The 26,932-nt window shown below is 39.7% G+C and carries 21 protein-coding genes and 1 pseudogene; 9 read left to right on the top strand and 13 right to left on the bottom strand.

Going from position 1 to position 26,932, the window contains the following annotated elements; translation table 11 throughout:
• Positions 1–76: 76 nt before the first annotated feature.
• The 10 genes from V7L31_RS29025 to V7L31_RS28980 form a co-directional block, all read right to left on the bottom strand.
• Positions 77–775 carry a hypothetical protein gene (locus tag V7L31_RS29025; protein ID WP_334699433.1) on the bottom strand — a complete coding sequence of 233 codons (699 nt, stop codon included), beginning with the start codon at positions 773–775 and terminating at the stop codon, positions 77–79.
• A 488-nt stretch (positions 776–1,263) separates the two neighbouring features.
• Positions 1,264–2,904 carry an alpha/beta hydrolase gene (locus tag V7L31_RS29020; protein WP_334699432.1) on the bottom strand — a complete coding sequence of 547 codons (1,641 nt, stop codon included), beginning with the start codon at positions 2,902–2,904 and terminating at the stop codon, positions 1,264–1,266.
• A gap of 23 nt (positions 2,905–2,927) precedes the next feature.
• Positions 2,928–3,719, bottom strand: a complete 792-nt coding sequence (locus tag V7L31_RS29015; RefSeq protein ID WP_334699431.1) for an alpha/beta hydrolase — start codon at positions 3,717–3,719, stop codon at positions 2,928–2,930.
• A gap of 60 nt (positions 3,720–3,779) precedes the next feature.
• Entirely contained in the window at positions 3,780–5,075 is a 1,296-nt protein-coding gene (locus V7L31_RS29010; RefSeq protein WP_334699430.1) for a cation:proton antiporter, read from the bottom strand.
• 313 nt (positions 5,076–5,388) lie between these two features.
• Positions 5,389–5,847, bottom strand: coding sequence for a cupin domain-containing protein (locus V7L31_RS29005; protein WP_334699429.1), 459 nt, complete (start codon positions 5,845–5,847; stop codon positions 5,389–5,391).
• A gap of 55 nt (positions 5,848–5,902) precedes the next feature.
• Positions 5,903–8,299, bottom strand: coding sequence for a glycoside hydrolase family 15 protein (locus V7L31_RS29000; protein WP_334699428.1), 2,397 nt, complete (start codon positions 8,297–8,299; stop codon positions 5,903–5,905).
• Positions 8,300–8,505: 206 nt separating this feature from the next.
• Positions 8,506–9,288 carry a cation diffusion facilitator family transporter gene (locus tag V7L31_RS28995; RefSeq protein ID WP_334699427.1) on the bottom strand — a complete coding sequence of 261 codons (783 nt, stop codon included), beginning with the start codon at positions 9,286–9,288 and terminating at the stop codon, positions 8,506–8,508.
• 15 nt (positions 9,289–9,303) lie between these two features.
• Entirely contained in the window at positions 9,304–9,489 is a 186-nt protein-coding gene (locus V7L31_RS28990; protein ID WP_334699426.1) for a hypothetical protein, read from the bottom strand.
• Between the two features lie 114 nt (positions 9,490–9,603).
• Complete coding sequence (locus tag V7L31_RS28985; protein ID WP_334699425.1) at positions 9,604–10,449, bottom strand: glycogen debranching N-terminal domain-containing protein; 846 nt, start codon at positions 10,447–10,449, stop codon at positions 9,604–9,606.
• Positions 10,450–10,567: 118 nt separating this feature from the next.
• Positions 10,568–11,380 (bottom strand): SDR family oxidoreductase, encoded by an 813-nt coding sequence (locus V7L31_RS28980; RefSeq protein ID WP_334699424.1) that lies wholly within the window; start codon positions 11,378–11,380, stop codon positions 10,568–10,570.
• A gap of 713 nt (positions 11,381–12,093) precedes the next feature.
• Here V7L31_RS28980 and V7L31_RS28975 point away from each other — a divergent pair.
• Complete coding sequence (locus tag V7L31_RS28975; RefSeq protein WP_334699423.1) at positions 12,094–13,074, top strand: VOC family protein; 981 nt, start codon at positions 12,094–12,096, stop codon at positions 13,072–13,074.
• Between the two features lie 37 nt (positions 13,075–13,111).
• Here the strand turns inward: V7L31_RS28975 and V7L31_RS28970 are convergent, their stop codons facing one another.
• Positions 13,112–13,654 carry a DoxX family protein gene (locus tag V7L31_RS28970; protein WP_334699422.1) on the bottom strand — a complete coding sequence of 181 codons (543 nt, stop codon included), beginning with the start codon at positions 13,652–13,654 and terminating at the stop codon, positions 13,112–13,114.
• Entirely contained in the window at positions 13,651–14,580 is a 930-nt protein-coding gene (locus V7L31_RS28965; RefSeq protein WP_334699421.1) for an SMP-30/gluconolactonase/LRE family protein, read from the bottom strand. Before V7L31_RS28965 ends, V7L31_RS28970 begins: the two co-directional genes overlap by 4 nt.
• Before the next feature lie 454 nt (positions 14,581–15,034).
• Between V7L31_RS28965 and V7L31_RS28960 the strand changes: the two genes are divergently transcribed.
• From V7L31_RS28960 to rppB, 6 genes are all read left to right on the top strand, one after another.
• Positions 15,035–15,832 (top strand): SDR family NAD(P)-dependent oxidoreductase, encoded by a 798-nt coding sequence (locus V7L31_RS28960; protein ID WP_334699420.1) that lies wholly within the window; start codon positions 15,035–15,037, stop codon positions 15,830–15,832.
• Positions 15,833–16,214: 382 nt separating this feature from the next.
• Complete coding sequence (locus V7L31_RS28955) at positions 16,215–17,834, top strand: FAD-dependent oxidoreductase (protein WP_334699419.1); 1,620 nt, start codon at positions 16,215–16,217, stop codon at positions 17,832–17,834.
• A gap of 305 nt (positions 17,835–18,139) precedes the next feature.
• Positions 18,140–19,714, top strand: a complete 1,575-nt coding sequence (locus V7L31_RS28950) for a GMC family oxidoreductase (protein ID WP_334699418.1) — start codon at positions 18,140–18,142, stop codon at positions 19,712–19,714.
• A 210-nt stretch (positions 19,715–19,924) separates the two neighbouring features.
• Positions 19,925–20,305 (top strand): hypothetical protein, encoded by a 381-nt coding sequence (locus V7L31_RS28945; protein WP_334699417.1) that lies wholly within the window; start codon positions 19,925–19,927, stop codon positions 20,303–20,305.
• A gap of 451 nt (positions 20,306–20,756) precedes the next feature.
• Positions 20,757–21,491 (top strand): two-component system response regulator RppA, encoded by a 735-nt coding sequence (rppA, locus tag V7L31_RS28940; RefSeq protein WP_109009301.1) that lies wholly within the window; start codon positions 20,757–20,759, stop codon positions 21,489–21,491.
• Positions 21,492–21,536: 45 nt separating this feature from the next.
• Positions 21,537–22,871 carry a two-component system sensor histidine kinase RppB gene (gene rppB, locus V7L31_RS28935; protein WP_114084977.1) on the top strand — a complete coding sequence of 445 codons (1,335 nt, stop codon included), beginning with the start codon at positions 21,537–21,539 and terminating at the stop codon, positions 22,869–22,871.
• 235 nt (positions 22,872–23,106) lie between these two features.
• Here rppB and V7L31_RS28930 read toward each other — a convergent pair whose 3' ends face one another.
• Positions 23,107–23,511 carry an alpha/beta hydrolase family esterase gene (locus V7L31_RS28930; protein WP_334699434.1) on the bottom strand — a complete coding sequence of 135 codons (405 nt, stop codon included), beginning with the start codon at positions 23,509–23,511 and terminating at the stop codon, positions 23,107–23,109.
• On the opposite strand from V7L31_RS28930, the pseudogene V7L31_RS28925 reads away from it, so the two are divergent.
• Both V7L31_RS28925 and V7L31_RS28920 read left to right on the top strand, forming a co-directional pair.
• Positions 23,478–24,337 (top strand): annotated as a pseudogene (locus V7L31_RS28925) (ISAzo13-like element transposase-related protein); the annotation flags it as partial. The gene V7L31_RS28930 and the pseudogene V7L31_RS28925 sit on opposite strands and share 34 nt — an antisense overlap.
• A gap of 94 nt (positions 24,338–24,431) precedes the next feature.
• Positions 24,432–26,924 carry a two-partner secretion domain-containing protein gene (locus tag V7L31_RS28920; protein ID WP_334699416.1) on the top strand — a complete coding sequence of 831 codons (2,493 nt, stop codon included), beginning with the start codon at positions 24,432–24,434 and terminating at the stop codon, positions 26,922–26,924.
• The last annotated feature ends 8 nt before the right edge of the window (positions 26,925–26,932 follow it).

Raw genomic sequence — 26,932 nt, 5'->3', positions numbered from 1 at the left:
TATAATACTTGCTTGAAGAAAATGATAGCCTCTTACTATTTCAATGTCCCAAAATTTAAAATAAAACAACCCCAAATTATACCACAAAATATTTATGCAAGAGTTCTAGGGTTTCGGGTTGGGCATAGACGCTTTGCGTGTTGTCTTTAGACATCGCGCTCAGGGCTTTTAGGCTGATATTATAGCGCTGACGAGCTTGGGCGATCGCTTTTAATAGTTGAGCAAAAGCCTGGGAAGAGTTAGACTCTCGGTAAGTTCGCAGTTTTTTTACTGCTAGCTGCTGTGCAGAATTTAAACCAGTCAGATTGCTATTTTTATCCAAACCTCGTAATACTTGCTGCCATTGAGGTTCTGGTGCTTGTCGCAGGTAAGTTTGTGTAGCAGTGGACAACACTGAAGTCTTAATAAAGGGAAAATTGCCCAAATTTTCGCGGATTTGATTGCCTTTTGTGAATAATTGCTGGAGATTTTGGTGAATTTGCTCATTAATTACTGGGTCGTCAACCCAGACTGCTGAAGCACCGCTACGAGCCTCCCTGCGTCTTTCTTCTGTTGTTTTTACATCTTCAACATTGGCTGAACTTGGTGCGGTAAGCGTTTGGGGAGCTATCTTACCTACATCCAGTTTTGGTTGGTTATAAAAACGGTAGCCTAGTCCACTGGAGAGAGATAGTACGACAAAAACAAACATCCCAGTAGAATAGAGACGGTTTTTTAGATGCGATCGCTTACTCTTAGGTCTAGTTTGCCTGTAATCTCTACGAAATAAACTCAAACATCACCCCCAAAAACTATACCACTATAGTGCTTGTTCATTATACTTGGACAATTATCGATATAAGTGACCAATCTATTTTATCTACAACAAAACTTACTTTACATTCCTCCCCTATCTAACTCATTACCCTACTACCGCAGATATTCTTTAAGGATTGCTCTATTTTAATATTTTGCCATTCCCTCACAGTTGGAGGGTGATGGGCTACGCCCCACCATAGGCGATGCCTCCGACCGACCGGAGGTCATCGCAACCTATTCCAAATTAACAATAATGGCTTAATATCAACTTGCACCTGCTGCTGGCAATATTAACAGCAATAAGCCTAAAGTAATCCAAATAAGTGATATTTCTGGAATTAGGCACAATACATAGATTGTCTCATTGCGAGTTGCCATATTCATAATTACTACTAATTATTAAGCCTTGCTTTCCACATTAATAATATTTAGTGTTTATTTCATCGATCTATATCTTCAAAACCTTTATTTAAACGCTTGTTCTAATTCTTCAGGTGTCAGAGATTTTATTAAACTTAACGGTAGTGGCTGCTGGCTAATTGTATTAACGTAATCTGTACTCAAATAAGGAAGGTAACTCGACTGTTCAGCAATGTATGTTTCAAAAAAAGGAACACTCAAAGCTTTAACATAACGACGTGCCAAAGCAGGACTTGAACCGATTACTTGTGTAGGAACAGGTATAGTTGCATTTGGTGATTCTGCAATAGTAGAAAAATGTGTACCGCCATTGATAAGTACTAAATATTTACTTGGAGTTGTTAACCAAGTGAAAGGCTGAATTTGCTCTGTTAAAGCTGGAGCAACTGTATCAGAACTGCCAGATACAATCATCACCGGAATTTTGATTTGGCTGAGACTAGCTTGACCAAAAATACTGCTAACGACTGGATCGATCACAATTACTGCTTTTACCCTTGCGTCAGATAAGTTATATTTAGCATTTGGTAAATTTAGCCCTAAACATTGAAGTAAAAGCGAAACATTTAACGTATTTTCCAAAGCTGGACAGTCAGCTTTCAGTTGCTCAAAATTAATCTTTGCACCCGCCAAAGCTAATGCCGTATATCCACCAAATGATTGCCCTATTACACCAACTTGTTCTAAATTTAAACGTCCCTTAAATGTTGAATCAGACTGTGATAATCTAGTAAGTTCATCTAGTAAAAATTTAATATCTAAAGGTCTATCAATTAGTTCTCTAGGATTAGTAACTCTATCGGCTGTACCTGCTAATAATGCTTGCAGTTGTTTTGCATCACTACCAGGATGTTCTGGAACAGCAACCACAAAACCATAAGATGCGAGATGTTCAGCTAGATATGCAAAACTCGTTCTATCAGAACCAAGTCCGTGCGAAATGACAATTATCGGACGAGGAGTTTGAGCAGTCGGGAGGTAAATATCAGCAGGAAATCTCCTCTGACGCGAGAGATCATTAAGTGTAATAGTTTGCTTTGAGAAGCGAAAACTTCCGGTTTTTCCCAAGTCCATTAATGGAACAGTCTTAAGTGTAGAAGCTGTAGTTACCTTTTTTTGAGATTCTTGGTTAATAAGTGCTACTGCATTTTGAGTTTGATTTACTAAATTCTGTAATGACTCTGCTATTGCCAAACTTCGGTTTAAGTTAATTGAAATCGCACTCGCCGGAAACTTGCGTAATACATTTAAAAGTGTAAAGTTTTTTTGATCTGCGGCTGACAAAATCAGTGCTGCACGAATTGCATAGAACCCTGATAAGCGAGATTCTGTCTGAATAACTTTCCCCAATTTTTCTAATAATCGCTCACCAATTGGTGTATAAAGGAATTGCGAAATTTCTACTTGATTTAAAGGAATAGGAGTTAGTAAAACCTGACGCAGTTGAGCTAGTTGTTTTTTGTCTACATAATGACTATATCCAGCTAAATCATTGTCTATTTTGCCTGTTTTAGCATAGGTTTCGAGCGAACTAATTGGGATAGAGCTTTCTAAAAGACCATAATTAAATTTTAGGCGCTCTGCACCGAAAGCGGGATAAACAGTTAGTGTAGGTAGCAATCCTATACTAAAAATTCTCAAAGCCAATTTTAGCCAAACAGTTTTTTTATCTATCAAATGAGTCATGGTATATCAGTTAAAATAGTACATTATGCAACAGTAAATTTAGCGGATAATAAAAGTTGATAGAGATTAACATCCCTTTCAACTAAGCAAGCATGACCGCTATGAGGTAAATTTATTATCTGAGAATTAAGGAAAATATTACTTAAATATTGTGCTTCTGCTTCTGAAGGTAAAAGTCGGTCATTTTTACTACCAATTAGTAATACAGGTTGAGTAATTTGAGATAATTTATTCTCGTCAACATAAAATTCTCTCATCAGGGATAATCGCTGATTAGCTGTTTCTTGTGGTGCGGAACTAGTCGATTTTGAAAGAGCAAGGCTTGCAGTAGGTGAAATTCGACTTAAATTGGCTAAAAAAGGTAAAAATAAAAACGAGGATATTTTATAAAAAAATTGAGGTGTGTAAGGAAATAAAAGTGAACCTAAGTTTAACCAAGGTACTCGATGAAATGAAGAAGCAGAATTAATTAAAATAATCTTTGTAAATAATTGAGGAAACTTTTCTAATACTTTAAGTGCCAAGCAACCACCGAATGATTCTCCACAAAGATAAACGTGCGATTGCGGTACTTTTTCTAGTTCTATCTTGGTTAAACTTGCTACTTTTTCTGTCATTTCATCCCAACTTGTTAGAACATCAGGGGGAATGACAAAACAACGTACATCAAAAGCTGCTTCTAAACCTGCTGTTTGAATATACATCAATTCCTTGCCAGTCTCATCCATTCCAGGTAGAAATACAAAGAGTGGATAATTAGAGTTAGATAATTCTGGAGTTAAAAAATAAGGATGACTACGAATTTTAGATGGCATAAATAAACTAATTTACGAGAACAAGAGTGATAATTTCGATAAGTTAGTAAAAAATTTTAGCTACGACTCAATTAAATCAGAAATTAAGCTGTTTTTATCTACATCTTTTTGGCTATTGACATCATCAGTAGTTGCTTGCAAAGAATTTTGATCTATTTGATCTACTAAACGTAAATCAAGCAGACTGGCAACCCAAGCAGCCGTCAATCCTTGGAAAAAAACTGTCATCATTATTGTCAAAAATACTAAGGCTTTAATTGAATCACCGCCATTGATACCCTGTTTTGTAAGTGAAACTGCAAATAAAGAAGCCAAAGAAGCAGCTACAATTCCACGAGGAGCAACCCAAGATAAAAATAACTGCTGTTGCCAGTTAAAACCTTGATTCCAGGTAGATATTAAAATATTAATAGGACGCACTATTAGCATCAGGACTAGAACTGTCAGAACACTACCCCAACCTAAAGCGAAAACACTGGCAATTGATAAGTCTGCTGCTAACAAAATGAACAAAACCGAATTAGCTAAAATGCTCAACTGTTCATTAAACTTACGCAATAAAGATTCTGAAGGTAGGTTACTAGCTCTTAAAACTATCCCCATAACTACAGCAACCACCAAACCAGACTCACCACGTAACACCTGTGCCAAACTAAATAAACCCCAGACACTAGCTAAAACGACTAGATTTTTTAACTCTTGGGATAAGAATTGATCCTGTTTCATAAGTTGGGATAGTAACCAGCCTCCAGCTATACCAATGGCTACGCCTATACCCAAACGCAAAACCAGACCCTTAATTAAAATGAGTGGCTCCACATTTCCACTCAAAACAAAGTGAAGTACAATCACAGCCAAAATTGCACCAATTGGATCGATAAAAACACCCTCTCCTTCTAAAAGTGTTGAGACTTTTTTTTCTACACCAATTTGTTTGAGGAGTGGATTAATTACTGTTGGGCCTGTCACAACTTCTAAGGAGGCATAAAGAAAAGCAATTGACCAAGGAAATTCACTCAGCCAGCATGCAGCCATTCCAGCACCAGTTAATGTAATCAGCACTCCAAAAGTGACAAGATTACGAAGACTACTAGAAACCTCTTTTAACTCTCCTAACTGTAGATTTAAACCACCCTCGAATAAAATCAGCGCCACTGATAAGGAAACCACAACTTCTAAACCAATCCCCAGTAAAGAGGGATCTAAAAAATCAAACCCATCTCGTCCGAGAAGAATCCCAAACAGAAGTAGCAAGACTATACTAGGAATGTGAAAATAACCAGCTAAAACTTGAGCAGCAATACCAGCTACAACTGTTGCACTGATCAGAATAGTAATGGGCAAGGATTCTTCCATAGAAAAATTAAGTTGCGCTGTACAACCTCCTAGAACTGAATACTTTTAAATTCTGAGGTTTATATTTCAGGAAGAAAATGATAGCTATTTACGCTGTGCTGTACTAGCTTTTTTACAGGTTGATGCTGGCGCGACAGGCTATGCATAGTTTACTTCACTAAAGGAGTATACTAACGCACTGCTAGCGATCGCTAACTCAATACGCCTGGGTTAAGGGCTACTGGCAACAATTTTGGGTTTTCGAGACGCGATAAATCGCAGTCTCTACAAATATTTTGTTGCTCATTCTGAACTGTATTGGCTACTAACTCACTTATCTAAATCGACAGGATTGCTCTACAGTCGGAGTCTCTTCAAATTGCACCATTATTAAAACAGCTGGCGCATCGCTTACTGTTCCAGATAAGTGACCTTTATGACCTTGCGCGTCTGCTTTCGTACCCTGATCTTCTCCAAAGGAAATTTCGCCTTCCCCCATCTCCACTCGCTGTCCGTCCATAGTCTCCACAAACCAGCGTCCCGACAAAGGTATGATCCACTGGGGTTTCGGGTTCTCATGCCAGTTACCAACCCATCCCACAGGTAGCACAGTAAAGGTGATTGTAGCACCGGACTGCTTCAAATTAGAAAGCCATTGCGGTGAGGTATCCGGGGCTATGCCTTTTTGCATGAAGTCTTCAATTTGACAACGGGATTGATGACTTATACCGTCCTTGTCAGTCCAGACATGCCAGTATTCAATTGTTGGTTTTGGTGATGAGTTCTTCTGCATAATAATGGTTCTTTTTGATCCGAAATGTATTGAAATGCGAATTAGAAATTAGAAATTAGGAAATTATAACCGTATAATTTCGTCCTTCCCATTTGCTGCTTTCAATCCAGAAAAAGGTAAAGTTGATTGGCTGTTGCTGATGAGCAGAAATAGAAATATCTCCAAAATTAACTCCTAATTTTGTAGAAGTAGCAGGTGTATCTTTTACGGTTTGCCAATTATCATCTGACCAATGTAAATGAAAAGATGCTAAAGCGTGAATTCGCAATGTATAACCTTTTTTAACTTTGTCTATTTGACGGTTAAACTTCCATATTTCCAACGATTTACACTGCTTTCTCTCACCTAAATATCGATTGGATACCTCTGGAATCAAATCAAATACCTGACCATCATGATTTGACCGTAGCAACTTTATATACTCCGAATGCGCCCACATCAAAGGCATTGCCGAACCTGTTGGTTTTCCTAAATACAGATGGTTTTCAGGTATATCTGCTTCATCCCAAACCTGTTCGGGTAGTAAACAAGTATCTGATGCAAATCCTTCCATCACCTTGATATATGTTTTGACATCGCCGCCAACAGCTAATTCATAATGTCCCCGTTCTCCTGTTAAGAGAGGCCAAGCGCGTCCCTTACCAAAATCGGTATAAGGACTGTTGTCTTCTTGCTGGCCGTAGCCGTCGTGGTTGTAACGATGCCAACAAGGCCCAGCAGGTGTATCTACTTTTAAAACTGCATCAATTACTTTGACAGAATCAACAATAATCGGGTCATCAGGTTTGCGAATTCCATAGCGTACTAATTGTAAAAACCCACCATCAACAATTTCCTTCGCGGGAAATTCTGACGGTTCACCAGGTGGTTGACTGCTGATAACAAGAGTTCCTTGGTTAGGATTTTCGTTGGGTTGAGGATTATTAATATCTGTAGGAGTAATCCGAATGTAATGGCGTTTGATGCCAGAAACTAAGGTTCCTTCAGTAGTAACTGTCCAAGCTTCGATGTGAGATTCTAAAAAATCAGCGTATTCTTCGATAAAGTTTGCTGTTGCTTCATCGCCACGTTCACGAACAAATTGAGCAGAACAGATTAAGGCAGCAATATTAGATGCTAATGTTGATGGTGAATAACCGCTATTTTCTTCCCAGCGTTCTTGTTGGGTAGCTGGGCCGTGACGAATTAAATAACCCGCCGCCCGTAAAATCATCGGATAAATATCAAAGTTTAAACAAGTTTTATGTTGGTGCAATAGCCATGCTAACAGAATGGGAAATGCCACCTCGTCAAGCTGGATACCTGTCCAATAAGGTTTACCATCAACCCAGAAATTTTGGGGAAAACCGCCATCTTCCTGCTGACTCGTAGCGAGATAAATTAGCGATCGCACTGCTGTATCAGTTTTGCCAGCAGCCACTAAACCTGATACACTGCTAACCATATCCCGCGTCCAGACAAGGTGATATCCTCCTTGGTCTTGGTCGTCTTTGGCTTCACCCCAAGGGATAGCCAGAGATGCAATTAATGCGCCAGGATAGGTTTTGTCTTCATGTGCCAACAACAAACTAATACTGTTGTGATACAACTTGCCCTCATCATAAGAAATATTTTCTAATGGTTTGATGCCCTCACGCGATCGCTTCCACTGTTCGTTATATAGCTGTTTCTGCTTTTCAAAAGGAATATTGAGTGACTGAAATAGTGTGGAAATTGCGTTGTGCAGATTTGTCCCAAATGCCAGTCCTAAAGTAAACTCTTTAGTGCTATCTAAATTTAGTTCTCCAGTTAATGCTATGTTGCCATCTACAGCACTATCAAACTCCCAATCCATCTGAAAGTTATCAGCTAAATCTGTCCAACCATCACTTTCACCGACGTAGCCACAAGAAATCCGGGTAAAGGGAATTGTTGCACCCAGCGCTAACCATGTTCCTCCTTTCTCGGCTGTGAGAATCCGATGTCCAGCAACTTGTACAGCGTAACCATTATTACCTCTACCTCCAACTTCCAGATGTGGCGCACACAAAGTGTATAGCTGGAGTTGGGAAATAAAATCGCTATCTCCTGTTAACTTTGTATGTTGTAAAATACAGGGTAAATGAGGGTCAGCAATTATTTCTTTGATTACAGCATAACGCCCTTGTGGATCGGAATTAATGATCCGATATCCTAAACCATGAGTCCACATCGGTTCAACTTTTGATTCGAGATGGCGTTTCTCTTCGTGAAAAAAGCTTTTTCCATCAGAAATTAGATACTGCAAGTCTCGAACTTGGGGTTTATCTACTGTGGGATGATAGATTTCAGTCACAACACCATTCCAGATAGTAAACCAAATGTTACTAGAGGTAGAGTAAGCTGTTCCGACTCCATCTTTATTGGCATGAGTCCATCGAGGCTCGATACCCGGTGAGCCAAAAGCCTGTCTTTGACCAAGAATTTTTACCATAATTTTTTATCCAGTTCAGTGCTGTAGTTGAAATTTATTTGATTAAAAATTTATTGAGAACTTTGATAAGACTTGCGAGCAGCAGTTAAGGATTTAGCTTCAATAAAGATTTGTTTGATTTCAGGATGCTTTTGGCGAATACTTGCTTCTAAACTTTCTACAGTTAAAGCTATTTCTTCACCTGTAAGATTGTGAGAAAATTGAAGTTATAAGTTGAGTAATACTTCTTTTGGAGCAAGTTGCATTGTTAGCACCCGGATAACTTCTTTCACTCCTGGTTCTGTTTTTGACAAAGAACGGATATTAGCTATAGTTTGAGGATCTGCACTCTCACCAACTAATAATCCTTTACTTTCTCTCGCTAGTACCACTGCTACTATAGCTAAGATAATGCCAATAATAATTGAGGCGATACCGTCAAAATAAACATTATTAAATAAATGTCCTAAAAAGATACTTATTAAGGCAACGAGTAAACCTAAAATTGCCGCAGTATCCTCAAATAATATGGTGAATACTGTGGGATCTTTACTGCTTTTGATAGCTTGCCAAAAATTTTGTTTACCCTTTGTCGGCAAAAACTCTTTTAAAGCTACAGTCCAAGAATAACCCTCCAAGAATATTGCCATACCTAACACAATATAATTCCACATTGGGTCTTCTAAAGGACTGGGGTTAATTAAATGAGTAATTCCCTCATAAATTGACATCCCGCCACCAATAGCAAATATCAGGATGGCAACGATAAAAGTCCAGAAATAAAGTTCTTGTCCGTAACCAAAGGGATGACTATCATCTGCTGGCTTTTTACTGCGGCGAATTCCCAGCAAAAGTAATAGTTGGTCGCCAGTATCTACAACTGAATGAATACCTTCAGATATCATAGCCGAACTGCCAGTAATAGAGGCGGCGATAAATTTAGTAATAGCGATCGCTAAGTTAGCACCCATCGCTGCATATATAATTTTATGAGATGAATCAGATGCCATAAGAGTAAATAATAATTATGTATAAACTTCTAATTCACCATCAAGATGGGTAACTTCCCATTGAGTTTGTTCGCCATCGCGCCAAAAGCGCAATCCCACCGTAGTGTCTCCCACTGACAAATTTGTGAGTTCTAAATCGGGTAAGCAATCTGGTAGATTCGGCTGTACTTTTAACGGTTGGGCATCGTGCCAATCATCCAACTCAGTAGCCTGGAGTTGAGCCAGTTTCAGTAAAGTGCCACGGGCAAATTCATGATAAACTGCGATCGCTTGTAAGCTAGCAATTATTGAGTCACGGCCAAAAACGGCAACAAATCAGGGAATACCAGCAGCCGGCATCCAAAATTGATGCCCATTATCATCCACCTCAATTCGTAACGCTCCCATATCCGCGATCGCTTGCTGATAGTATTCGGCAATTTCAGCATTAGACGATCGCAACTTTGTCGCATTAGTCAGAAACTCATCCCTAACCTTTCCTGCTTTTGTGCTGTGAGGCACAGTGCAGGTGTTTTGAGGTTTGAAGATTTTTCCATCGGCTAAGGCTGTAAAATTGACACAAGTGTGCCATGTTTTCCCAGGAGCGATGACTACATCAAACATTAAACGACCATTGGCATAGCGTGGCTCAGAAATAGCACAAACCGCCTCAATCACAATACCTCGCAAGAAAGAATCATTGCGATATTCAGTGGTGAGTACACCATTTTCCCATCTAGTTTCTGTCTCACCTCCCGTCAATATTTGCTGTGATTTGACATCAAAAATATCCGCAAAATCAGACCGCACAGCTAGCATTAATTGAAACTTAACAACTTCATTGTGATAGTTAGTTATATCAATATCTTCATGCATCCCTTCCACAATGTCGCGCCGAATCGTTACAAGCAAACTACCAGGAGGTAAAGAGCCGTTGATAATAGGAAGTTGCGGATTGGTAAATTGGTAAAGCGCATTATGATGCGTGATATTGCTAGAGGCTAGCAGCGAAAGTCGATAGCGATTGAGAGAAATTTCGTAGTAAGAAATTACGCGTGTGTCCCAAACAAAAAAACCTTGAGGTAAATTTTCGTCGATGGAACCATCACTAGCTGTTACTAAAAAAGATGAACCATCGTTGATAGTTATCAAACCAGGATTGATAGTAACTGTTGTAGGCATTGTCAATTAACCAATTATGTGATTTTAATTCCCCCGCTTCTCACAAGCGGTAAGTTTTGTGGCTCTTTTTAAATCCCAGTTACAAAGCTTAAGTACGAATTACGAATTACGAATTATTTTAACCATTCTCTGTAAAACCTGGATACAAAGTCATACCACCATCTACAAACAGTGTTGTACCGTTGATATAATCAGAGTCATCAGAAGCCAACCAAACTGCTGCTTTGGCGATGTCTTCTACATCTCCTACACGCTTCGCTGGAATTAGTTTTAGTAAATTTGCCTCTGCTTGTGGGGTATCCCAAGCTGATTTATTAATTGGAGTTTTAATTGCACCAGGAGCAATACTATTGACGCGAATTTTGTGAGGTGCAAGTTCTTGAGCAATACTTTGCATCATCATATTTATACCACCTTTACTCGCGGCATAATTGACATGACCAGCCCAAGGAATTACCTGATGTACTGAACTCATACAAATAATCTTACCTGCGGCAGATGAAATATGCGGCTGTACACCTCGGCGCAAAAATTCCTTTGCAGCTTCCCTAGCACATAAGAATTGTCCTGTCAGGTTCACCTCAATAACTTTATTCCATTGGTCAAGGGTCATATCTACAAACGGTGAATCTTTTTGCAGACCCGCATTGTTGATCAAAATGTCAATAGTGCCAAATTGCTGGATCGTTTGACTGAACATCGCCTTTATTTGGTCTTCTTTGCTGACATCAGCTTGAATCGCATAAGCTTCACCATTAGCCGCCTTAATCTCATCGACAAGTTTTTGGGCTGATTCAGCTTCCGAATGGTAATTAATAGCTACTGCTGCACCTGATGCAGCCAGATAGCGAGCGATCGCTTCACCAATTCCAGAACTACCACCTGTCACAAGTGCTTTTTGACCTTTAAGCAGATAAGGGGAATAACTCATAATACTTTTTCAGAATTTTTGCTATGTATTTTCACTTGCAAAGTTTGAGGATAGATGATGTGTGTTTAATTTTTTAGAGCTATTTTTTTGATTCTGGCATCACTCTAGAGGTTTACAAGAATAAAAGCTTCTAGCCATTGGAATAATAAATATCTCTATCAAAAGAACTAGAATAATTTCATACCAATTTCATTATTGGATGAAATCTTTAAAGGATGAAGTCAGTTGAATGTCTTTCTTAAGCTGGAGATAAATTTTATAATATTTTTTTATATTGATTTGTACAAGAATAATATTTCTAGGATTTTGCGAAGTCATGTACAAAGAATAAGCCATTTTTCCTATTACCTATTGCCTAATATATTCCCAGGGTTGAGTTGCGTTGAATAAGAATTCAGAAGTCAGAATTCAGGAGTCAGAATAAATCAGTCGGGGATTCAGACCCGCGACTGATTGTTCGCTTTTGGCGTCTCCCCTTGGGAGAAGACCACCAAATTTTCAATTTGGTGGGGGTCTTAAACCCGATTATTCATCCGCTTTTTCGGTCAAAATTCATTCTGAATTCTGACTCCTGAATTCTGTTCGATAAAATTATTACAAATATTCGTAGATAAGAAGAAAAGTAAATAAGGAGTGGAAACTGGAAAAAAGCTTTTATCTAGACTTAATCTCCTTTAATAGAACATTAATTATAAGTACTGAGGCTGTTGAATATGTCTAGTCAAACCGATATACAGGTGCAAAGAGTTAGGGCTATTGGATTAACAGTGACAAACTGCGATCGCTCCTTAGATTTCTACATACAAGCACTCTTGTTTGAACTAGTTTCTGATATCACTGTTGAAGGACAGGATTACAGCGACTTAGAAGGCGTAGCTGGAGCAAAAATTCGCATTGTTACTTTGCGACTTGGAGATGAATTTATTGAGTTGATGGAGTATCTAAACATTCAGGGTAAACCCATTCCTAGCGATTCACAAAGTAATGACCTGTGGTTTCAACATTTCGCAATTGTAGTCAGTGATATGGATCGCGCTTATGCTCACTTGCGTTCATTTCCTATTGAACCAATTTCCGTTGCTCCCCAGACAATACTACCTGGTAATGAAACATCTGGTGGTGTCCGCGCCTTCAAGTTTAAAGACCCTGATGGTCATGATTTAGAGTTAATTTGGTTTCCGCCTGATAAAGGACAAAATAAATGGCATCAGAAAAACCATCGCTTGTTTTTGGGAATTGATCATAGTGCGATGTCTACGACGGGCTACGCCTACGCTATTTCTAATACCGAGCAGAGTCTACACTTTTACCGCGACCTCTTGGGAATGCAAATTGATAGCCGCAGTCTCAACTGGCGTGCAACCCAATCTCGCTTGGATAATTTACCAGGAGCCGAAGTCAAAATTACAGCACTGCGACCTGTTCAAGATGGTGTGGGTATTGAACTGTTAGACTATATTGTGCCTGGAAAAGGCCGCCCAATGCCGAGTGACTGGAAAAGTTGCGATATTGCACATATCCAAATTGAGCTAGTTGTAAATAATCTTGAGCAGTTAGTGGATAAGCTACGGCGTAATGGAGTTCAGTTTGTATCGTCGCGGATTGTACAGTTTAGCGATCACTCTTTTCCTTATCGGCAAGGTTGTCTAGTTAAAGATCCTGATGGACACGCAATATTGCTAATAGCAGAATAAAGGCAAAATTCACGATCCAGTTTTTATGATTGATGATTCAACGTCCAAAAATTAAAGCATCTAGCGAATATGAACCAGGGCCTAAAACCGCGATCGCAATCAGCATGACGCAATACATAAACGCCTTTTCCCAACTTGGTGGTTCACCTTGTCCTAAAGCACCCTGATACTGTTCTTCAGGAATTAAGTATGGATCTTGGGCTACAAAAGGCTTACTTCCAGTGATGTGCAAATATATCGCAAAAATCATTGAGCAGAGAATAGGCAAAGTTGCTAAAAGTGTGAGGAATCCAATAATCAGAAAAATTCCGCCACCTAACATTGATGCAGCTGATAAAAAGCAAAGAAAGACAGGCGTTTTTAGAGACTCAGCCCACTGTTGAAGATGGGTTATTTTGGGATAGCCGTGTAATATAAACAACCAACCAAGGCTAACTCTCAAAAGTAAAAGTGCTAATCCGGGAAATCCGTCAGGATACATAGGAGAAAGCGAACTTAACAACTGTGGACTTAGCTGTGGGAAATTAAATGCAGCGAGGAAAAAAGCGATCGCTACACCCAACCCAAATTGATAAATCATCGCTGTACACCACAAGTATTAAGGTCGATAACATATAACGAATGACCGGCTGTGATAAATAAGCGATCGCGAAGTGTCCCTGAAAGGGAATCGCCTTTTTTACCCCCGAAAGTCAGATTAGCAGATGTCTCCGGTACAAAAATCTTTCCTAAGCGAGTTCCGTCGGGGGCATATATCTGCACGCTATCTTTAGAACTCGTAAAAACATTACCATGTTTATCAACCCGCAGTCCATCGGGCTGTCCTGGATCGATGACTGCAAACACGCGGCCATTTTTTAGATAGCAATCGCCTACAACCTCATAAACACGAATATGATGAGGCCCCCCAGGAATATTAAACGCAGCTGTATCTGAAACATACAGCATGCTTTCGTCTGGACTGAAAGCCAACCCATTCGGGCGCACCATGTCTGTTACTACAGGATAAATCTCACCAGTTACCGGGTCAAAGCGATAGACGTAACTTCCCGGTTGTTCTTGTTCGCCGCCGTAACCTTGGTTTGGTTCGGTGATCCCATAAGGCGGATCGGTGAACCAAATTGTGCCGTCACTTTTGACTACCAAATCATTTGGACTGTTCAGGCGTTTGTTGTCGTAGCGATCGACTAAAACTTTCCATTCATCATCATGTTCGCGTCGAATAATAGCACGCAGACCAGAGGAACACGCAACTAGACGACCCTCTAAATCGCGGTAGTTACCGCTTTGATAATCAGATGGCGATCGCAAGACGCTTACACCATCGGTAGAACTCCAGCGTAACAGGCGGTTGCCGTGAGCGTCACTCCAGACAACGCTATCATCTTCGTGGAAGTAAACAGGCCCCTCGCTATGAACAGCATCGTTGGCTAGCTGCTGGAGTGAAGCACCGGGGCGTACAATAGCAAGGAGGCGATCGTCATAAACCTCAATGGCTTCAGCCATAGGAATCTCCTGTTATTTAACTTGGTTACTGGCGGTAAATGGCAGGTTCAAGTTAATACAAATTTAGTTTTTATAAATATCAAATATGCATGACTTACATCATATATAAACATAAATTAAATTGAAATGAAATCTTAGCCTTTCTTTAGGCATAAATGAAAATTCAGCCATTGGATAGAGTCTAAAATTTTAGATCGCGTGTTTTTAAATGTTACTCATAGCAGTTCTAGAGTTTCTTATCTTATTGGCGTTATGAACGGTTCAATAATTTCCATAACTTAAATAGGATTGCTGTATGTCTAAAGGCTGAAATTATCATTTTAGGGATATACCATTGATGAGTTGAAAAAATCATAGTTTGTGACATAAAGTAAAACGTGCAAGCAAAAAATATCTGAATATTTCTCAATTAATCAGCTTGGCATAAATTGTTCCTAATTAAAAGAAATAGCGTATGGATTTAGGTATTAAAGCTAAAGTCGCTGTAATTACTGGAGGTGATTCCGGCATTGGTAAAGCGACAGCTAAACTACTCGCTCATGAAGGTGTAAAGGTTACTATTGTCGATAAAACTTCCGAAAATCTGGAACTCGCAGCCCAAGAGTTAAGAAAGTTTGGAGAAATATTTACAGTTCAGGCGGATCTCACTAAACCTGAAGAAGTCGAATCTGCCAAAAAGCAAATTCTGAAGCGTTTTGGAACAGTTGACATTCTTGTTCATGCAGCGGGAATTACAGGTGCTACGGGAGATTTCCTCGAACTGAGTGATGAGGAGTGGTACAAGACAATTGAGGTTGACTTGATGGCGACAGTACGCACCTGTCGCGCTTTTATTGGGGCGATGCGTAAAAGTGGTTGGGGCAGAGTTGTCCTCATCAGTTCGGAAGATGCACTACAGCCTTACCCAGAAGAAATACCTTACTGTGCTTGCAAAGCAGCAGTATTAAATCTGGCGAAAAATTTATCTAAAGCTTATGCAAAAGATGGCGTGTTAGTGAATGCAGTTTCTCCCGCATATATCGCCACCTCAATGACTGACGCAATGATGGAAAAGCGATCAAAAGAGCTAGGTGTTAGCTTTGATGAGGCAATTGACAGTTTCCTCGATGAACATCGCCCTCACATCGAACTCAAGCGACGTGGTAAACCTGAAGAAGTAGCGGCTGTAATTGCCTTCCTTTGTTCTGAGCAATCAAGCTTTGTAGTTGGTTCCAACTATCGGGTAGATGGTGGCTCAGTTGCAAGTTTGTAAGCAAAGCAAGTTTAAAGAAAGCTGGTAGTCCATCAATGGATGAATAAGTTCGTAGTCAGGACTTTATAGTCTTTCGCTTTTAAAATTATGAGGAATAACGGGCGGTTTAATTTTTGCACCTTTGTTGCAACAAAGGTGCAAGCTAATACATCAAAGGTACACCATAGGAGAAAATTTTTCCCCAGTATTATTAACAACTTCTGTGGGTCTAGAGCATCGATTCAGTAACTATAGCAATCCTATTTGAGTTGTGAAAAATATAGATTAGAAAACGAACCGCCAAGGACGCAAAGGAAAGAAAGAAGAAAGAGAGATATAATTTTCACGAATAATTTAGGACTGCTATACGAATTACGAATTACGAATTATTTAAGGGTTGATTATGAAACAGGTAGAAGCAGTTGTTGCCAATATTAACGATCTAAATAATGGTGAAATGCGACAAGTTTCTGTCGGCGAGATAGAAATTTTACTGAGTCGAATCGATGGAAAATTTTATGCTGTCAGCGCACACTGCGCTCATTATGGCGCACCATTGGCAGATGGGGTGTTAAGTGGAGAGCGTGTTATTTGCCCTTGGCATAATGCCTGTTTTGACGTGACGACTGGCGATCAACTAGAGCCACCTGGCTTAGATTCTTTAGCTCGTTATGAGGTACGCATTGAAGGTGAAAACGTCATTGTCAGCGTACCAGAGCAAACCCCAGAATTACGTAGCTTGCTGCCGCAGGCATCGCCTACAATGGCGCAATTCAACCCCAACGTTGATGGACGCACATTCGTTATTTTAGGCGCAGGTGCAGCCGGAATTCATGCCGCAGAAGCTTTGCGAGTAGCTGGATATCAAGGGCGAATCGTCATGATTACTCAAGAAGACAAGCTACCCTACGATCGCACCAAACTAAGTAAAGCTTACTTAACTGGTAAGGCATCGCCAGAAGAAATGCCCCTGCGAACGCCCGATTTTTTCCCAGAACACGCCATTGAAGTGCTGTTGAATCACCAAGTTGAACGGGTGCAAACCACAAATAAAGCGATCGCCTTTACTAATGGTGATTCGTTAACTTATGATTCCTTACTGGTAGCAACAGGCGGAAAACCACGCCAGCTAGATATTCCCGGCACAGACTTGCAAAACATTTTCACATTACGCAGTTTTGCTGATAGCGATCGCATTTTGACGGCGATTAAGCAAAAAGGAAAAGCGGTAGTCATTGGCTCCAGTTTTATCGGTATGGAAGCGGCAGCGAGTCTGAGTCAGCAAGGCTTACAAGTAACCGTGATTTCGCCAGATTCCGTACCTTTTAAGAAAATCTTGGGTGAGGAAATCGGCAAAATCTTTCAGCAAGTCCATGAAGAAAACGGTGTTTCCTTTAAGTTTGGCAGAAAAGCGGTAGAATTTGCGGGAAGCGACAAAGTAGAAGCAGTCATTTTAGATAATAGCGATCGCTTGCAAGCAGATATCGTTATTGTTGGCGTAGGCGTACAACCCGCAACAGACTTTCTTGAGGGTGTCGAATTGCATCCCAAAGATGACAGTGTTGTTGTTGATGAATACTTGTGTGCAGGTGATAGCATCTACGCCGCAGGTGATATTGCCCGTTATCCCGATTGGCGGACAAACGAATCGATTCGCGTTGAACATTGGCGAGTCGCAGCCCAGCAAGGGCGAATTGCAGCTCATAATATGGCAGGTAAAGCAGTCAAATTTAGAGGACTGCCCTTTTTCTGGACGATGCAATTCAAGTTTTCGTTACGCTATATTGGACACGCCCAGAGTTGGGATGAAATGATTGTAGATGGGGATTTGCAAAAACAGCAATTCGTTGCTTTTTACATCAAAAACAATCAAGTCTTAGCAGCTGCAACCAGTCATCGGGATACAGAAGCAGCAGCTATCTCAGAATTGATGCGCTTGAACCAAATGCCAACAGTTGAAGAATTACGGCATGGTAAAGTTGATTTGATTCAGCGACAGCCTGAAGTTAGTAGCAAGCGCTAGTGGTCTGTCCCATTAATTTTGATGGTTAAGAAAACGAACCGCAAAGGACGCACAGAGGAGGCAGCGCGGTCTTGGGGGTTTCCCCTATGAGTGACTACCGTCGCAAAGGAAGAGAAAAAAGAGAAATTGAAAACTGATTCACCTCTCAAAACTTTTGCGATAGATTGCTACTTATTTGTGCCATTAATTTTAATGGGCAACTCATCGCTAATTTTCTTTCTTCGTGTACTTTGCGTACTTTGCGGTTCGTTCCTCAAATCTCTCAGAATTAACGCGATAAACGATTAGTACACAAAATTCAAAATATGACGAACATCACAGAACACTACGACATCATCATTATCGGTACAGGAGCCGGTGGAGGTACATTAGTCCACCGCCTCGCACCCATAGGTAAAAAAATTCTCGTGCTGGAACGAGGCGACTTTTTACCGAGAGAAAAAGCTAACTGGAATCCAGAGGAAGTCTATCAAAAACACCGCTACCATACAGATGAGCAATGGTATAACAAGGAAGGCTTTGCCTTTCAACCCCAGACAGGCTACTGGGTTGGTGGCAATACCAAACTCTACGGTGCAGCCCTAATTCGATTGCGGGAGCGAGATTTTGAAAAGGTAATTCACAAGGGAGGAATTTCTCCAGAATGGCCTTTGAAGTATCAAGACTTTGAGCCATACTACACCCAAGCAGAAAAGCTATATGACGTGCATGGACAGGAAGGAGAAGACCCTACAGAACCACCTCGCAGCGAACCATATCCCTATCCGCCAGTTAGTCATGAGCCAGATATGCAGTCTCTTGCTGATGGCATTCAGGAACTGGGTTACTACCCATTTCACCTACCACTAGGATTAAAGCTGAATGAAAGCGATCGCCTAAATAGCCCCTGCATTCGCTGCGATACTTTTGATGGATACCCGTGTCTGGTACAGGCAAAAGCCGATGCTGATATCAACGCCATTCGTCCGGCTCGTGAAAAGTATGCCAATGTTACTCTTTTAATTAATACTAAAGTCTTGCGGCTGCATACCAGTGAGTCGGGGCGAGAAGTGACGAAGGTAGAAACTGAAATTAGAGGAGAGCAACATTGGTTCACAAGCGATATTGTGGTTGTTGCCTGTGGTTCTGTCAACTCAGCCGCTTTGCTATTGCGCTCTACTAATGACAAACATCCCAACGGATTAGCCAATAGTTCCGATCAGGTGGGCCGGAATTTCATGAAACAACTGGAAACAGCCATAGTTTCCATACATCTAGAGGTGAATCACGCCAACTTTCAAAAAACCATCGCCGTCAATGATTTTTACTGGGGAGAGCCGGATTTCCCTTATCCTATGGGTATGGTGCAGAATACAGGTAATGTCCTAGCTAATATGATTCCCGCAGAAGCACCCCCACTGATGGCTCCATTTGTGAAGCTGATTCCTCATTTTGAGCGCCATTTGCTGGCCGAGCGATCGGTTGGCTGGTGGTTGCAAACAGAAGATTTACCAGATCCAAATAATCGAATTCGGGTGGTGGGCGATAAGATTCATGTTGACTATACACTCAACAATACCGAAGCAAGCGATCGCTTAATTCACCGATGGACATCTGTACTCAAGTCAATCCCGCACTCTGCTAAACACGTTCTGCCATTTAGCCTTTATCCCCGCACTCATCTACCAGAACAAGCAGTAGCCCATCAATGTGGTAGTTGTCGATTTGGCACAGATCCCAAAACCTCAGTCCTTGACATCAATTGCCGTACCCATGATGTCGATAATCTCTATGTGGTAGATAGTAGTTTCTTTCCGTCAAATTCCGGTGCTAACCCAACACTTACGATTATGGCGAATGCGTTGCGTGTTGGCGATCTGCTTGCAGCACGCTCCGTATAGCAAGATCCCATTCGCCCTTACAGCACTTCCGGCAGCTATGAGGTACATCCTAAAAGCTGAAAGCAATGATAGCAGAGGGGCAAGGAGAAAACTATATTGCATAATAGCCGGAAGCGCTGTATCCCGTAGGGAAGGCACACTAACGCATAGCTTAACGATTGAAATGAACAGGTTATTGGTCAAGAGTAAATAGCAAAAAGGAGAAACATTATGACGAAGGATGAACGGCAAATTACACCAATTGAGCAACCACAGATTCAATCTCAACAGGACGAGTCAGAACAGATAGATTCTGATCCCTTAGCGACAGGTCTAGGTGTTGTGGGAGGTGGCTTTGCAGGAGCCGCACTGGGTCGCTCAATTGGTGGTAAGATGGGTGCTGCAATTGGTGGGCTTGCAGGGGCAATTACTGGTGGGCTTGCAGCCAATAAGTTGGCAGAATATGTAGAGGAATTTACTGAAGAACTCGAACCGACAGTTGGATTGGGATTAGGAGCAAATCACAAACCAATTGAATTACCTAGTCACTATAGTTGGGAAGAACTACAAGCACTATCAAAACCCCAAGGTGAAAAAATGCAAGCTACATAAACAAAAAATTAATTACGAATTACGAATTAATCCAAAAGAATCATGTCAATAAAGGCAATCCACAGTCACAATTGAGTTATATTCTTACGAAGAAAATGTTTTTGTGAGAACTATCAATAACATAGTTGTCACATCATTTATAAAATAGCTCTACCAGTCCTAAATCATTCGTAAAAATCCCTATTTATTACCTCTCTTTGTCCTCTATATCTCTGTGGTTCGATTCAAAAAATATTTTCCAAAACTCATTTATGATTGCTATATAAAGTTTGCTTCTTACTATTGAGATAATAAATATTGATAACTTAACAAGCAGAAAAACTTTATTTTTGAATAAATCAAAAACTATGCAGGCATCAATATTTATTTCTTAAGTAGAATAAAAATTTCATAATGATTTCACTTTTTCGTGAAAGCGTAATTAAAGAAGGTTTTTAGCATTGGGTTGACTATGCGGCTGATATTAGTTGAGGATGAAGCAGATTTAGGTGCAGCAATCAAACAAGTCCTGAGCCATGAGGCGTATATAGTTGACTGGTTTCTAGATGGTACTCAGGCATGGCAATATTTAGAAACTGGCTGGACTGAGTACACACTTGCGATTTTTGATTGGATGCTGCCTGGAGTATCGGGGATAGAGTTGTGTAAATGGTTGCGCGATCGCCAATTAACTCTACCTGTATTAATGCTAACGGCTAAAGACCGGATGGAAGAAAAGATTATTGGTTTAGATAGCGGTGCAGATGATTATTTAGTTAAACCCTTTGATATGGCAGAGCTGCTGGCAAGATTGCGGGCATTACAACGGCGATCCTCTTACGTAGGAGCAACGCTGACACCTCAAGTCCAACCCCGACGCTTACAAGTAGGTTGCCTGACTCTCAATTACAGCACTCATCAACTTACTCGTCAGTATGGTCACGGTGAAAATCAAGTATTCTCTTTAACTGTCAAGGAATTTCAATTGCTGGAATATTTCATGAGACATCCTAACCAAATTGTCAGCCGCGACCAAATTATTAATCAGCTTTGGGAAATTGGTGCAGAACCAGTTAGTAATGTCGTAGCAGCACAAATTCGCTTATTGAGACGCAAATTAGGAGAAGAAGAGAACGAATCTTTGATTGAAACTGTTTATGGTGTGGGCTATCGTCTCAATATTCCAGCTGCGGAAATAAGCAGATGATTTCTGCTAACTGGACAGTAACACTTTCAGTAAGGTTATACAAATATGGAACGCAATCCCATTTTCCACCAGACTCGGTTGCGGCTGGCAGCTTGGTATACCCTCGTCATGGGCGGTATTTTAGGGCTATCTAGTTTGGGGGTTTATAGTGTGGTTGCCCATGCCTACTATGAAACCATAGACCAGGGATTGCAATCAGTCGCAAACGCACTCCATAAAAGTATTGAACCGGCTTGGCAACAACCCGGACAATTACAACGCCTGAATAAAGAATTTTCTTTAGAATTATGTGTGGGTCAGACAAATTGTTTGCCTAAAAGAACATCTATTAAAAAATCAATCACAGAGGTGGCGAATCCAGTTAATTACTATATCCGCTTATTGGATCGCTCAGGAAAACTTTTTGCTAGTGGAGGCATGGAACTTGACAATTTTCCGATTACCTCAGCATTAGAGCATTGGCAAATATTAACAGATGACTCTGGCACTCGATACCGCGAAATCACTTTACCTTTGTATACTCAAAACCAGGTTTCGGGTTATCTACAAGTGGCGCGTAGTATCACTGATTTAGACCAACATATTGCTTATTTAAGATTAGCTTTGGTGTTGGGATTGCCAATTTCCATGATTTTCGTTGGGTTGTCTAGTTGGTGGTTGGCAGGAAGGGCAATGCAACCTGTATATCTTTCCTACCAACAAATGCAACAATTTACTGCTGATGCTGCCCATGAGTTTCGCACACCTTTAGCAGCAATGTACTCTACTATTGAAGCTGCTATCAAGTTACAGCAAGAACCAAAATCCAATGGGGGAATTTTAGATGTACTCAAACGCCAAAATCGACGCTTATCACAATTAGTTGGAGATTTATTGCTATTAACTAGGATAGACCAAAAAGAACTAACAGGAGAATATCAATCTTGCTGTTTGAATGATTTAATTAGCGATTTAACTGAGGAATTAGCATTTTTGGCAGTAGAAACTAAGGTAAATCTCTCTAAACAGGTGCAAGTCTCAGAAAAACTGTATGTGATGGGATATGAAGAACAGCTTTATCGCTTAATTTCCAACTTAATTGCCAATGCAATTCAAGCTACATCTAGCGGTGGAAAAGTCACGGTTTTTTTAGAAAAGAGTGAGCTTTACGCCATGATTAAAGTTGAAGATACAGGAATTGGTATTGCTGTTGAACATCAACAGCGAATTTTTGATCGCTTCTACCGAGTAGATCGCAACCGCTCTCGCACCTCTGGCGGTTCAGGATTGGGATTAGCCATCGCAATCGCGATCGCCAGAGCGCATAAAGGCAATATTCACGTTCAAAGTCAACCTGGCCTAGGTAGTACATTTACAGTTCGACTTCCACTTTCATCCTGACTTCTGGAAATAAATGTTGCTATCTAATGCATTATTTATCTTGATAACGATATTCTATGCTAAGTAAGTTGGTGGGAATAAACCAAATTATATTACGAAACATAAATATGCTTAAAACCCTTACCAATGACCTGGCGCAGTGGTTGATACTTCGTCAAACCGAAATGACACCAAGAGTCTTTGCACCGATGTATTCAATTCTCTTGAGAGTTAATGATTTTTTACTTTCATGAAATTACTTACTTAAACTGTGGCGTTGAAAAAATCTCCAAATTGTCTGACTAGCATCAAAACCAAGCTGAATATTTAACTTATTTAATTTAGTATCAGTTGAAGCACCACCAGGCCAGAAGTGACCACCATTGACTACAGCTAACTGCAACACTTCCGAGCTGTTTCTACAACCTGAGTAACGAAGAGTTTTGACTCGCAGGCGATTACTAGATTTAGTTCCAGTTAACTTTTGAAATTCCGATGAGGAAGTACATTGGTCATGTCTTCGCCAAAAATTTGCTGTTTCTGGAATAGAAACAAGTGCTTCTTTTTGACTCATCCGATCGCCATTATAATGTACATTTAAATCCTTTGTACCATTAATCATCATCATTGATACAGAAGTCGAAGGATGACAACTCGGCACAAATTTTAATTGGTGCAGCAAAGCGCAAATTTATGGCACAGACAGTTCAAGGCTTAGGTTTAGGAGGGCAAAGGCTTGCACAATCAGAATTAGGATGGAATCGAGATACGATTCGGAAAGGAACAAGAGAATTAAAAAGCGGTATTACTTGCATTGATAACATGAGTGCAAAAGGACGTTATAAAGCAGAAGAACACTTGCCAAATCTTTTAGAAAATATAAAAAATATAGTAGATTCGCAAAGTCAAACTGATCCTAGTTTTAAAAGTCAAAGACTATATAGCAGACTTAGTGCCGCCGAAGTTAGAAAACAATTAATTGAAAAATATGGTTATAGTGATGAAAATTTACATACATTCCTATTCAATTCGCATCAAATTAAATAATTTAGGTTACAAGCTCAGAAAGGTAAAGAAAGTTCAGCCTCAAAAAAATCCCACAAACTGATGCAATCTTCGAGCAATTAGACATAGTAAACAAAGACGCTTCGGAAGATAAGAGTGTTTTACGGCTAAGTATGGACGGAAAAGCCCGCGTTAAGATTGGCTCATTTGATCGAGGGGGTAAAAGCCGGGATGGGGCGAAGGCTGACGACCATGATTATAATCCGAAAACAACTGTAACTCCTTATGGTATCTTTTTCCCAGAGCTTGATGAGCTATTTTTATGCTTTACAGAATCGAAAGTTACAAGCGATTTTATTGTTGATATTTTAGAAGATTTTTGGTTAGAAGAAAATCATCGTTTTTCTGATATTCAAACCCTACTTATTAATCAAGATAATGGACCGCAAAATAGTTCACGACGTACCCAATTTATGAAACGTAACTTTTTTATAAAAGCTATTCTTAATACAGGAATTCATAAATGACATATCATATTTAAATTTTAAAAAATTAGTTTATCCTTTATTGAATACAATGTATAAATATAAAAAAAATCAAGCAATAAAACAACATATTACACTATTCGTCAAAGTTAGCATCCTCTTTTTGCTGCCGCTTACTTCATCATCAGCTACAGCACAAGTTATACCAGATATTACATTGCAAAATAATTCTCTTGTTAGTAATCAAGGAAATATCCATTTAATCGAAGGTGGAACCAAAGCAGGAAATAACCTCTTTCACAGCTTCATAGAATTTTCCTTGCCAACTGGGAATACTGCTTACTTTAACAATGCTTTAGGCATTGAGAACATTATTAGCCGGATAACCGGAAAGTCTATTTCTAATATTGATGGTTTAATTAGAGCAAATGGTAATGCGAACTTGCTGCTTATCAATCCTAATGGAATTATTTTCGGAAACAATGCACGCTTAGATATTGGAGGTTCCTTTATCGGAACTACTGCTAATAGTATAAAATTTTCTAATGGTTCTGAATTTAGTGCTATAAACCCTCAATCACCAACATTACTAAAAATCAATACTCCAACTGGTTTACAATTTGGCAGTAATAGCAATTTGAGTACTATTCAAGTGCAAAATTCTGGAGAAGGTTTGATTGCTCCTAGTGTAGGAAGTTCCCCTTATATTATAAATAATAATACATTTGGTCTACGTGTAGCACCAGGAAAAACTTTAGCTTTAATAGGGGGGAATATTACTTTAGATGGTGGTATATTAACGGCACAAGATGGAAGAATCGAGTTAGGTAGCGTTACTGATAATAGCATAGTAAGTCTCACTCCGCTTCCTCAAAGATGGAGCTTAGGATACGAAAAAATATCTTCTTTTGGAAATATCATTTTATCTGAAAAAGCATTACTAAATACTAGTGGATATAATGGTGGCTCTCTGATTATGCAGGGGAATAATATTTTTTTCAAAGGTGGTTCAACAGCTTTAATTCAAAGCAAAAATTTTCTAGCTTCTGGTGATATTAATGTTAATGCCATTAATTCATTAGAACTGAGCGGAACATCTCCAGATGGAAGATTTACGAGCATATTAAGAACTGAATATTTCGGGTCTGGAAATGGAAATAATATTCGCATTTCTACTAAAAATTTAATTTTTCAAGGAGGAGCAAATTTAAGTACTAGAAATTACGCTACTGGGAATGGAGGTAACGTAATTATAAATGCTTATAAATCTATACAATTATTTGGGTTTTCATCTTTTAGTCCTTTTTTTCCTAGTGGGATATCCACTAGTACCTTAACTTCTGGAAAAGCAGGAAATATCACAGTTTCGACAGAGAATTTGTTAGCTCAAAATGGGGGCTTTATCACATCTATAACTCGTGGTAGTGGTACTAGCGGAGACGTAACTATTAATGCAACAAATTCTACAGAATTGTTTTATTCTAAAGATTTTACTGATGGGAAAAAAGAATATATCGATTATATCCCCATCTCTTTGTCTTCTGAAGCTGTCGGAACAGGTAACGCTGGAAATTTAACAATAAAAACATTGAGATTACTCGTAGGAAATGAAGCAACTGTTAACACTACTACTAGAGGTCTTGGCTCTGCTGGTAGTGTTAGCATTGATGCCTCTAATGTAGAGATCAGAGGTGGCACAATAAACTCTTCTGCGCTTGATCCAAGTTCAAGTGGGCAGAAAATATTTAGAACTCCTTCAGTACCAAGCGGTTCGCCTGGAGAAGTTAATATCAATGCTGTACGCTTAAGTCTAATAGATGGTGGAGAAGTTGGTATCAGAAATGAAGGAACCAATACTGCTGGTGGTAAGCTGACAATTAATGCTGCTTCTCTTTCTTTAGACAACAAAAGTACCATTACAGCAACTACTACTTCCGGCGAAGGTGGTAATATTTTCGTAAATACACGGTATTTACAGCTAAGTAATAACAGTGCTGTAACGACGACCGCAGCTAGTAGAGGCAATGGCGGAAACATTAACATTAACGCAGACATATTAACAGCCTGGAAAAGCAGCAGCATCACCGCAGATGCTCTTGAGGGTCGTGGTGGAAATATCACAATTAATGCTCAAGGACTATTCTTTTCCCCTGATAGCTTGATTACAGCTAGTTCCAAATATGGAATCAACGGTACGGTTAAGTACAACATTCTTGATCCTAATATTTACACTACTAAAATAAAAGCAGAAGTGATTCCAATAACTCCTCAAATCACCCCAGTTTGTAAAAGACAATTAGGCACAGGAAGAAGTAGTTTTGTTGTTAGTAGTCGCAATCTACAATCTAAGCCTAACAATCTGATGTATAACAATGTTGAGGACAGGAACTCTGTTACAGTTCCAGCTTTTAATAATTCACATAATCCCAATTCATTCTTCAGTAACCAACCCACACAAATCATAGAAGCCAACGCTTTGATTCGGGATTCTCATGGGAATTTTATTTTGACGACAGACCAAGCAAATCCAACCTGGGATAATGCTTCATTGTCTGCAAGTTCTTGTTTTCCAGTATCTCAGTGATGATAAAA

Source organism: Nostoc sp. (assembly GCF_036916655.1).
Classification (GTDB): Bacteria; Cyanobacteriota; Cyanobacteriia; order Cyanobacteriales; family Nostocaceae; genus Nostoc.
This window is presented reverse-complemented; position numbering and strand designations above follow the sequence as displayed.

What these genes read in the sequence shown, in the direction of transcription:
- V7L31_RS29020 (WP_334699432.1), bottom strand. Translation starts at nt 2,904, where the DNA reads ATGACTCATTTGATAGATAAAAAAACTGTTTGGCTAAAATTGGCTTTG.
- V7L31_RS29015 (WP_334699431.1), bottom strand. Translation starts at nt 3,719, where the DNA reads ATGCCATCTAAAATTCGTAGTCATCCTTATTTTTTAACTCCAGAATTA.
- V7L31_RS29010 (WP_334699430.1), bottom strand. Translation starts at nt 5,075, where the DNA reads ATGGAAGAATCCTTGCCCATTACTATTCTGATCAGTGCAACAGTTGTA.
- V7L31_RS29005 (WP_334699429.1), bottom strand. Translation starts at nt 5,847, where the DNA reads ATGCAGAAGAACTCATCACCAAAACCAACAATTGAATACTGGCATGTC.
- V7L31_RS29000 (WP_334699428.1), bottom strand. Translation starts at nt 8,299, where the DNA reads ATGGTAAAAATTCTTGGTCAAAGACAGGCTTTTGGCTCACCGGGTATC.
- V7L31_RS28995 (WP_334699427.1), bottom strand. Translation starts at nt 9,288, where the DNA reads ATGGCATCTGATTCATCTCATAAAATTATATATGCAGCGATGGGTGCT.
- V7L31_RS28985 (WP_334699425.1), bottom strand. Translation starts at nt 10,449, where the DNA reads ATGCCTACAACAGTTACTATCAATCCTGGTTTGATAACTATCAACGAT.
- V7L31_RS28980 (WP_334699424.1), bottom strand. Translation starts at nt 11,380, where the DNA reads ATGAGTTATTCCCCTTATCTGCTTAAAGGTCAAAAAGCACTTGTGACA.
- V7L31_RS28975 (WP_334699423.1), top strand. Translation starts at nt 12,094, where the DNA reads ATGTCTAGTCAAACCGATATACAGGTGCAAAGAGTTAGGGCTATTGGA.
- V7L31_RS28970 (WP_334699422.1), bottom strand. Translation starts at nt 13,654, where the DNA reads ATGATTTATCAATTTGGGTTGGGTGTAGCGATCGCTTTTTTCCTCGCT.
- V7L31_RS28965 (WP_334699421.1), bottom strand. Translation starts at nt 14,580, where the DNA reads ATGGCTGAAGCCATTGAGGTTTATGACGATCGCCTCCTTGCTATTGTA.
- V7L31_RS28960 (WP_334699420.1), top strand. Translation starts at nt 15,035, where the DNA reads ATGGATTTAGGTATTAAAGCTAAAGTCGCTGTAATTACTGGAGGTGAT.
- V7L31_RS28955 (WP_334699419.1), top strand. Translation starts at nt 16,215, where the DNA reads ATGAAACAGGTAGAAGCAGTTGTTGCCAATATTAACGATCTAAATAAT.
- V7L31_RS28950 (WP_334699418.1), top strand. Translation starts at nt 18,140, where the DNA reads ATGACGAACATCACAGAACACTACGACATCATCATTATCGGTACAGGA.
- V7L31_RS28945 (WP_334699417.1), top strand. Translation starts at nt 19,925, where the DNA reads ATGACGAAGGATGAACGGCAAATTACACCAATTGAGCAACCACAGATT.
- rppA (WP_109009301.1), top strand. Translation starts at nt 20,757, where the DNA reads ATGCGGCTGATATTAGTTGAGGATGAAGCAGATTTAGGTGCAGCAATC.
- rppB (WP_114084977.1), top strand. Translation starts at nt 21,537, where the DNA reads ATGGAACGCAATCCCATTTTCCACCAGACTCGGTTGCGGCTGGCAGCT.
- V7L31_RS28920 (WP_334699416.1), top strand. Translation starts at nt 24,432, where the DNA reads ATGTATAAATATAAAAAAAATCAAGCAATAAAACAACATATTACACTA.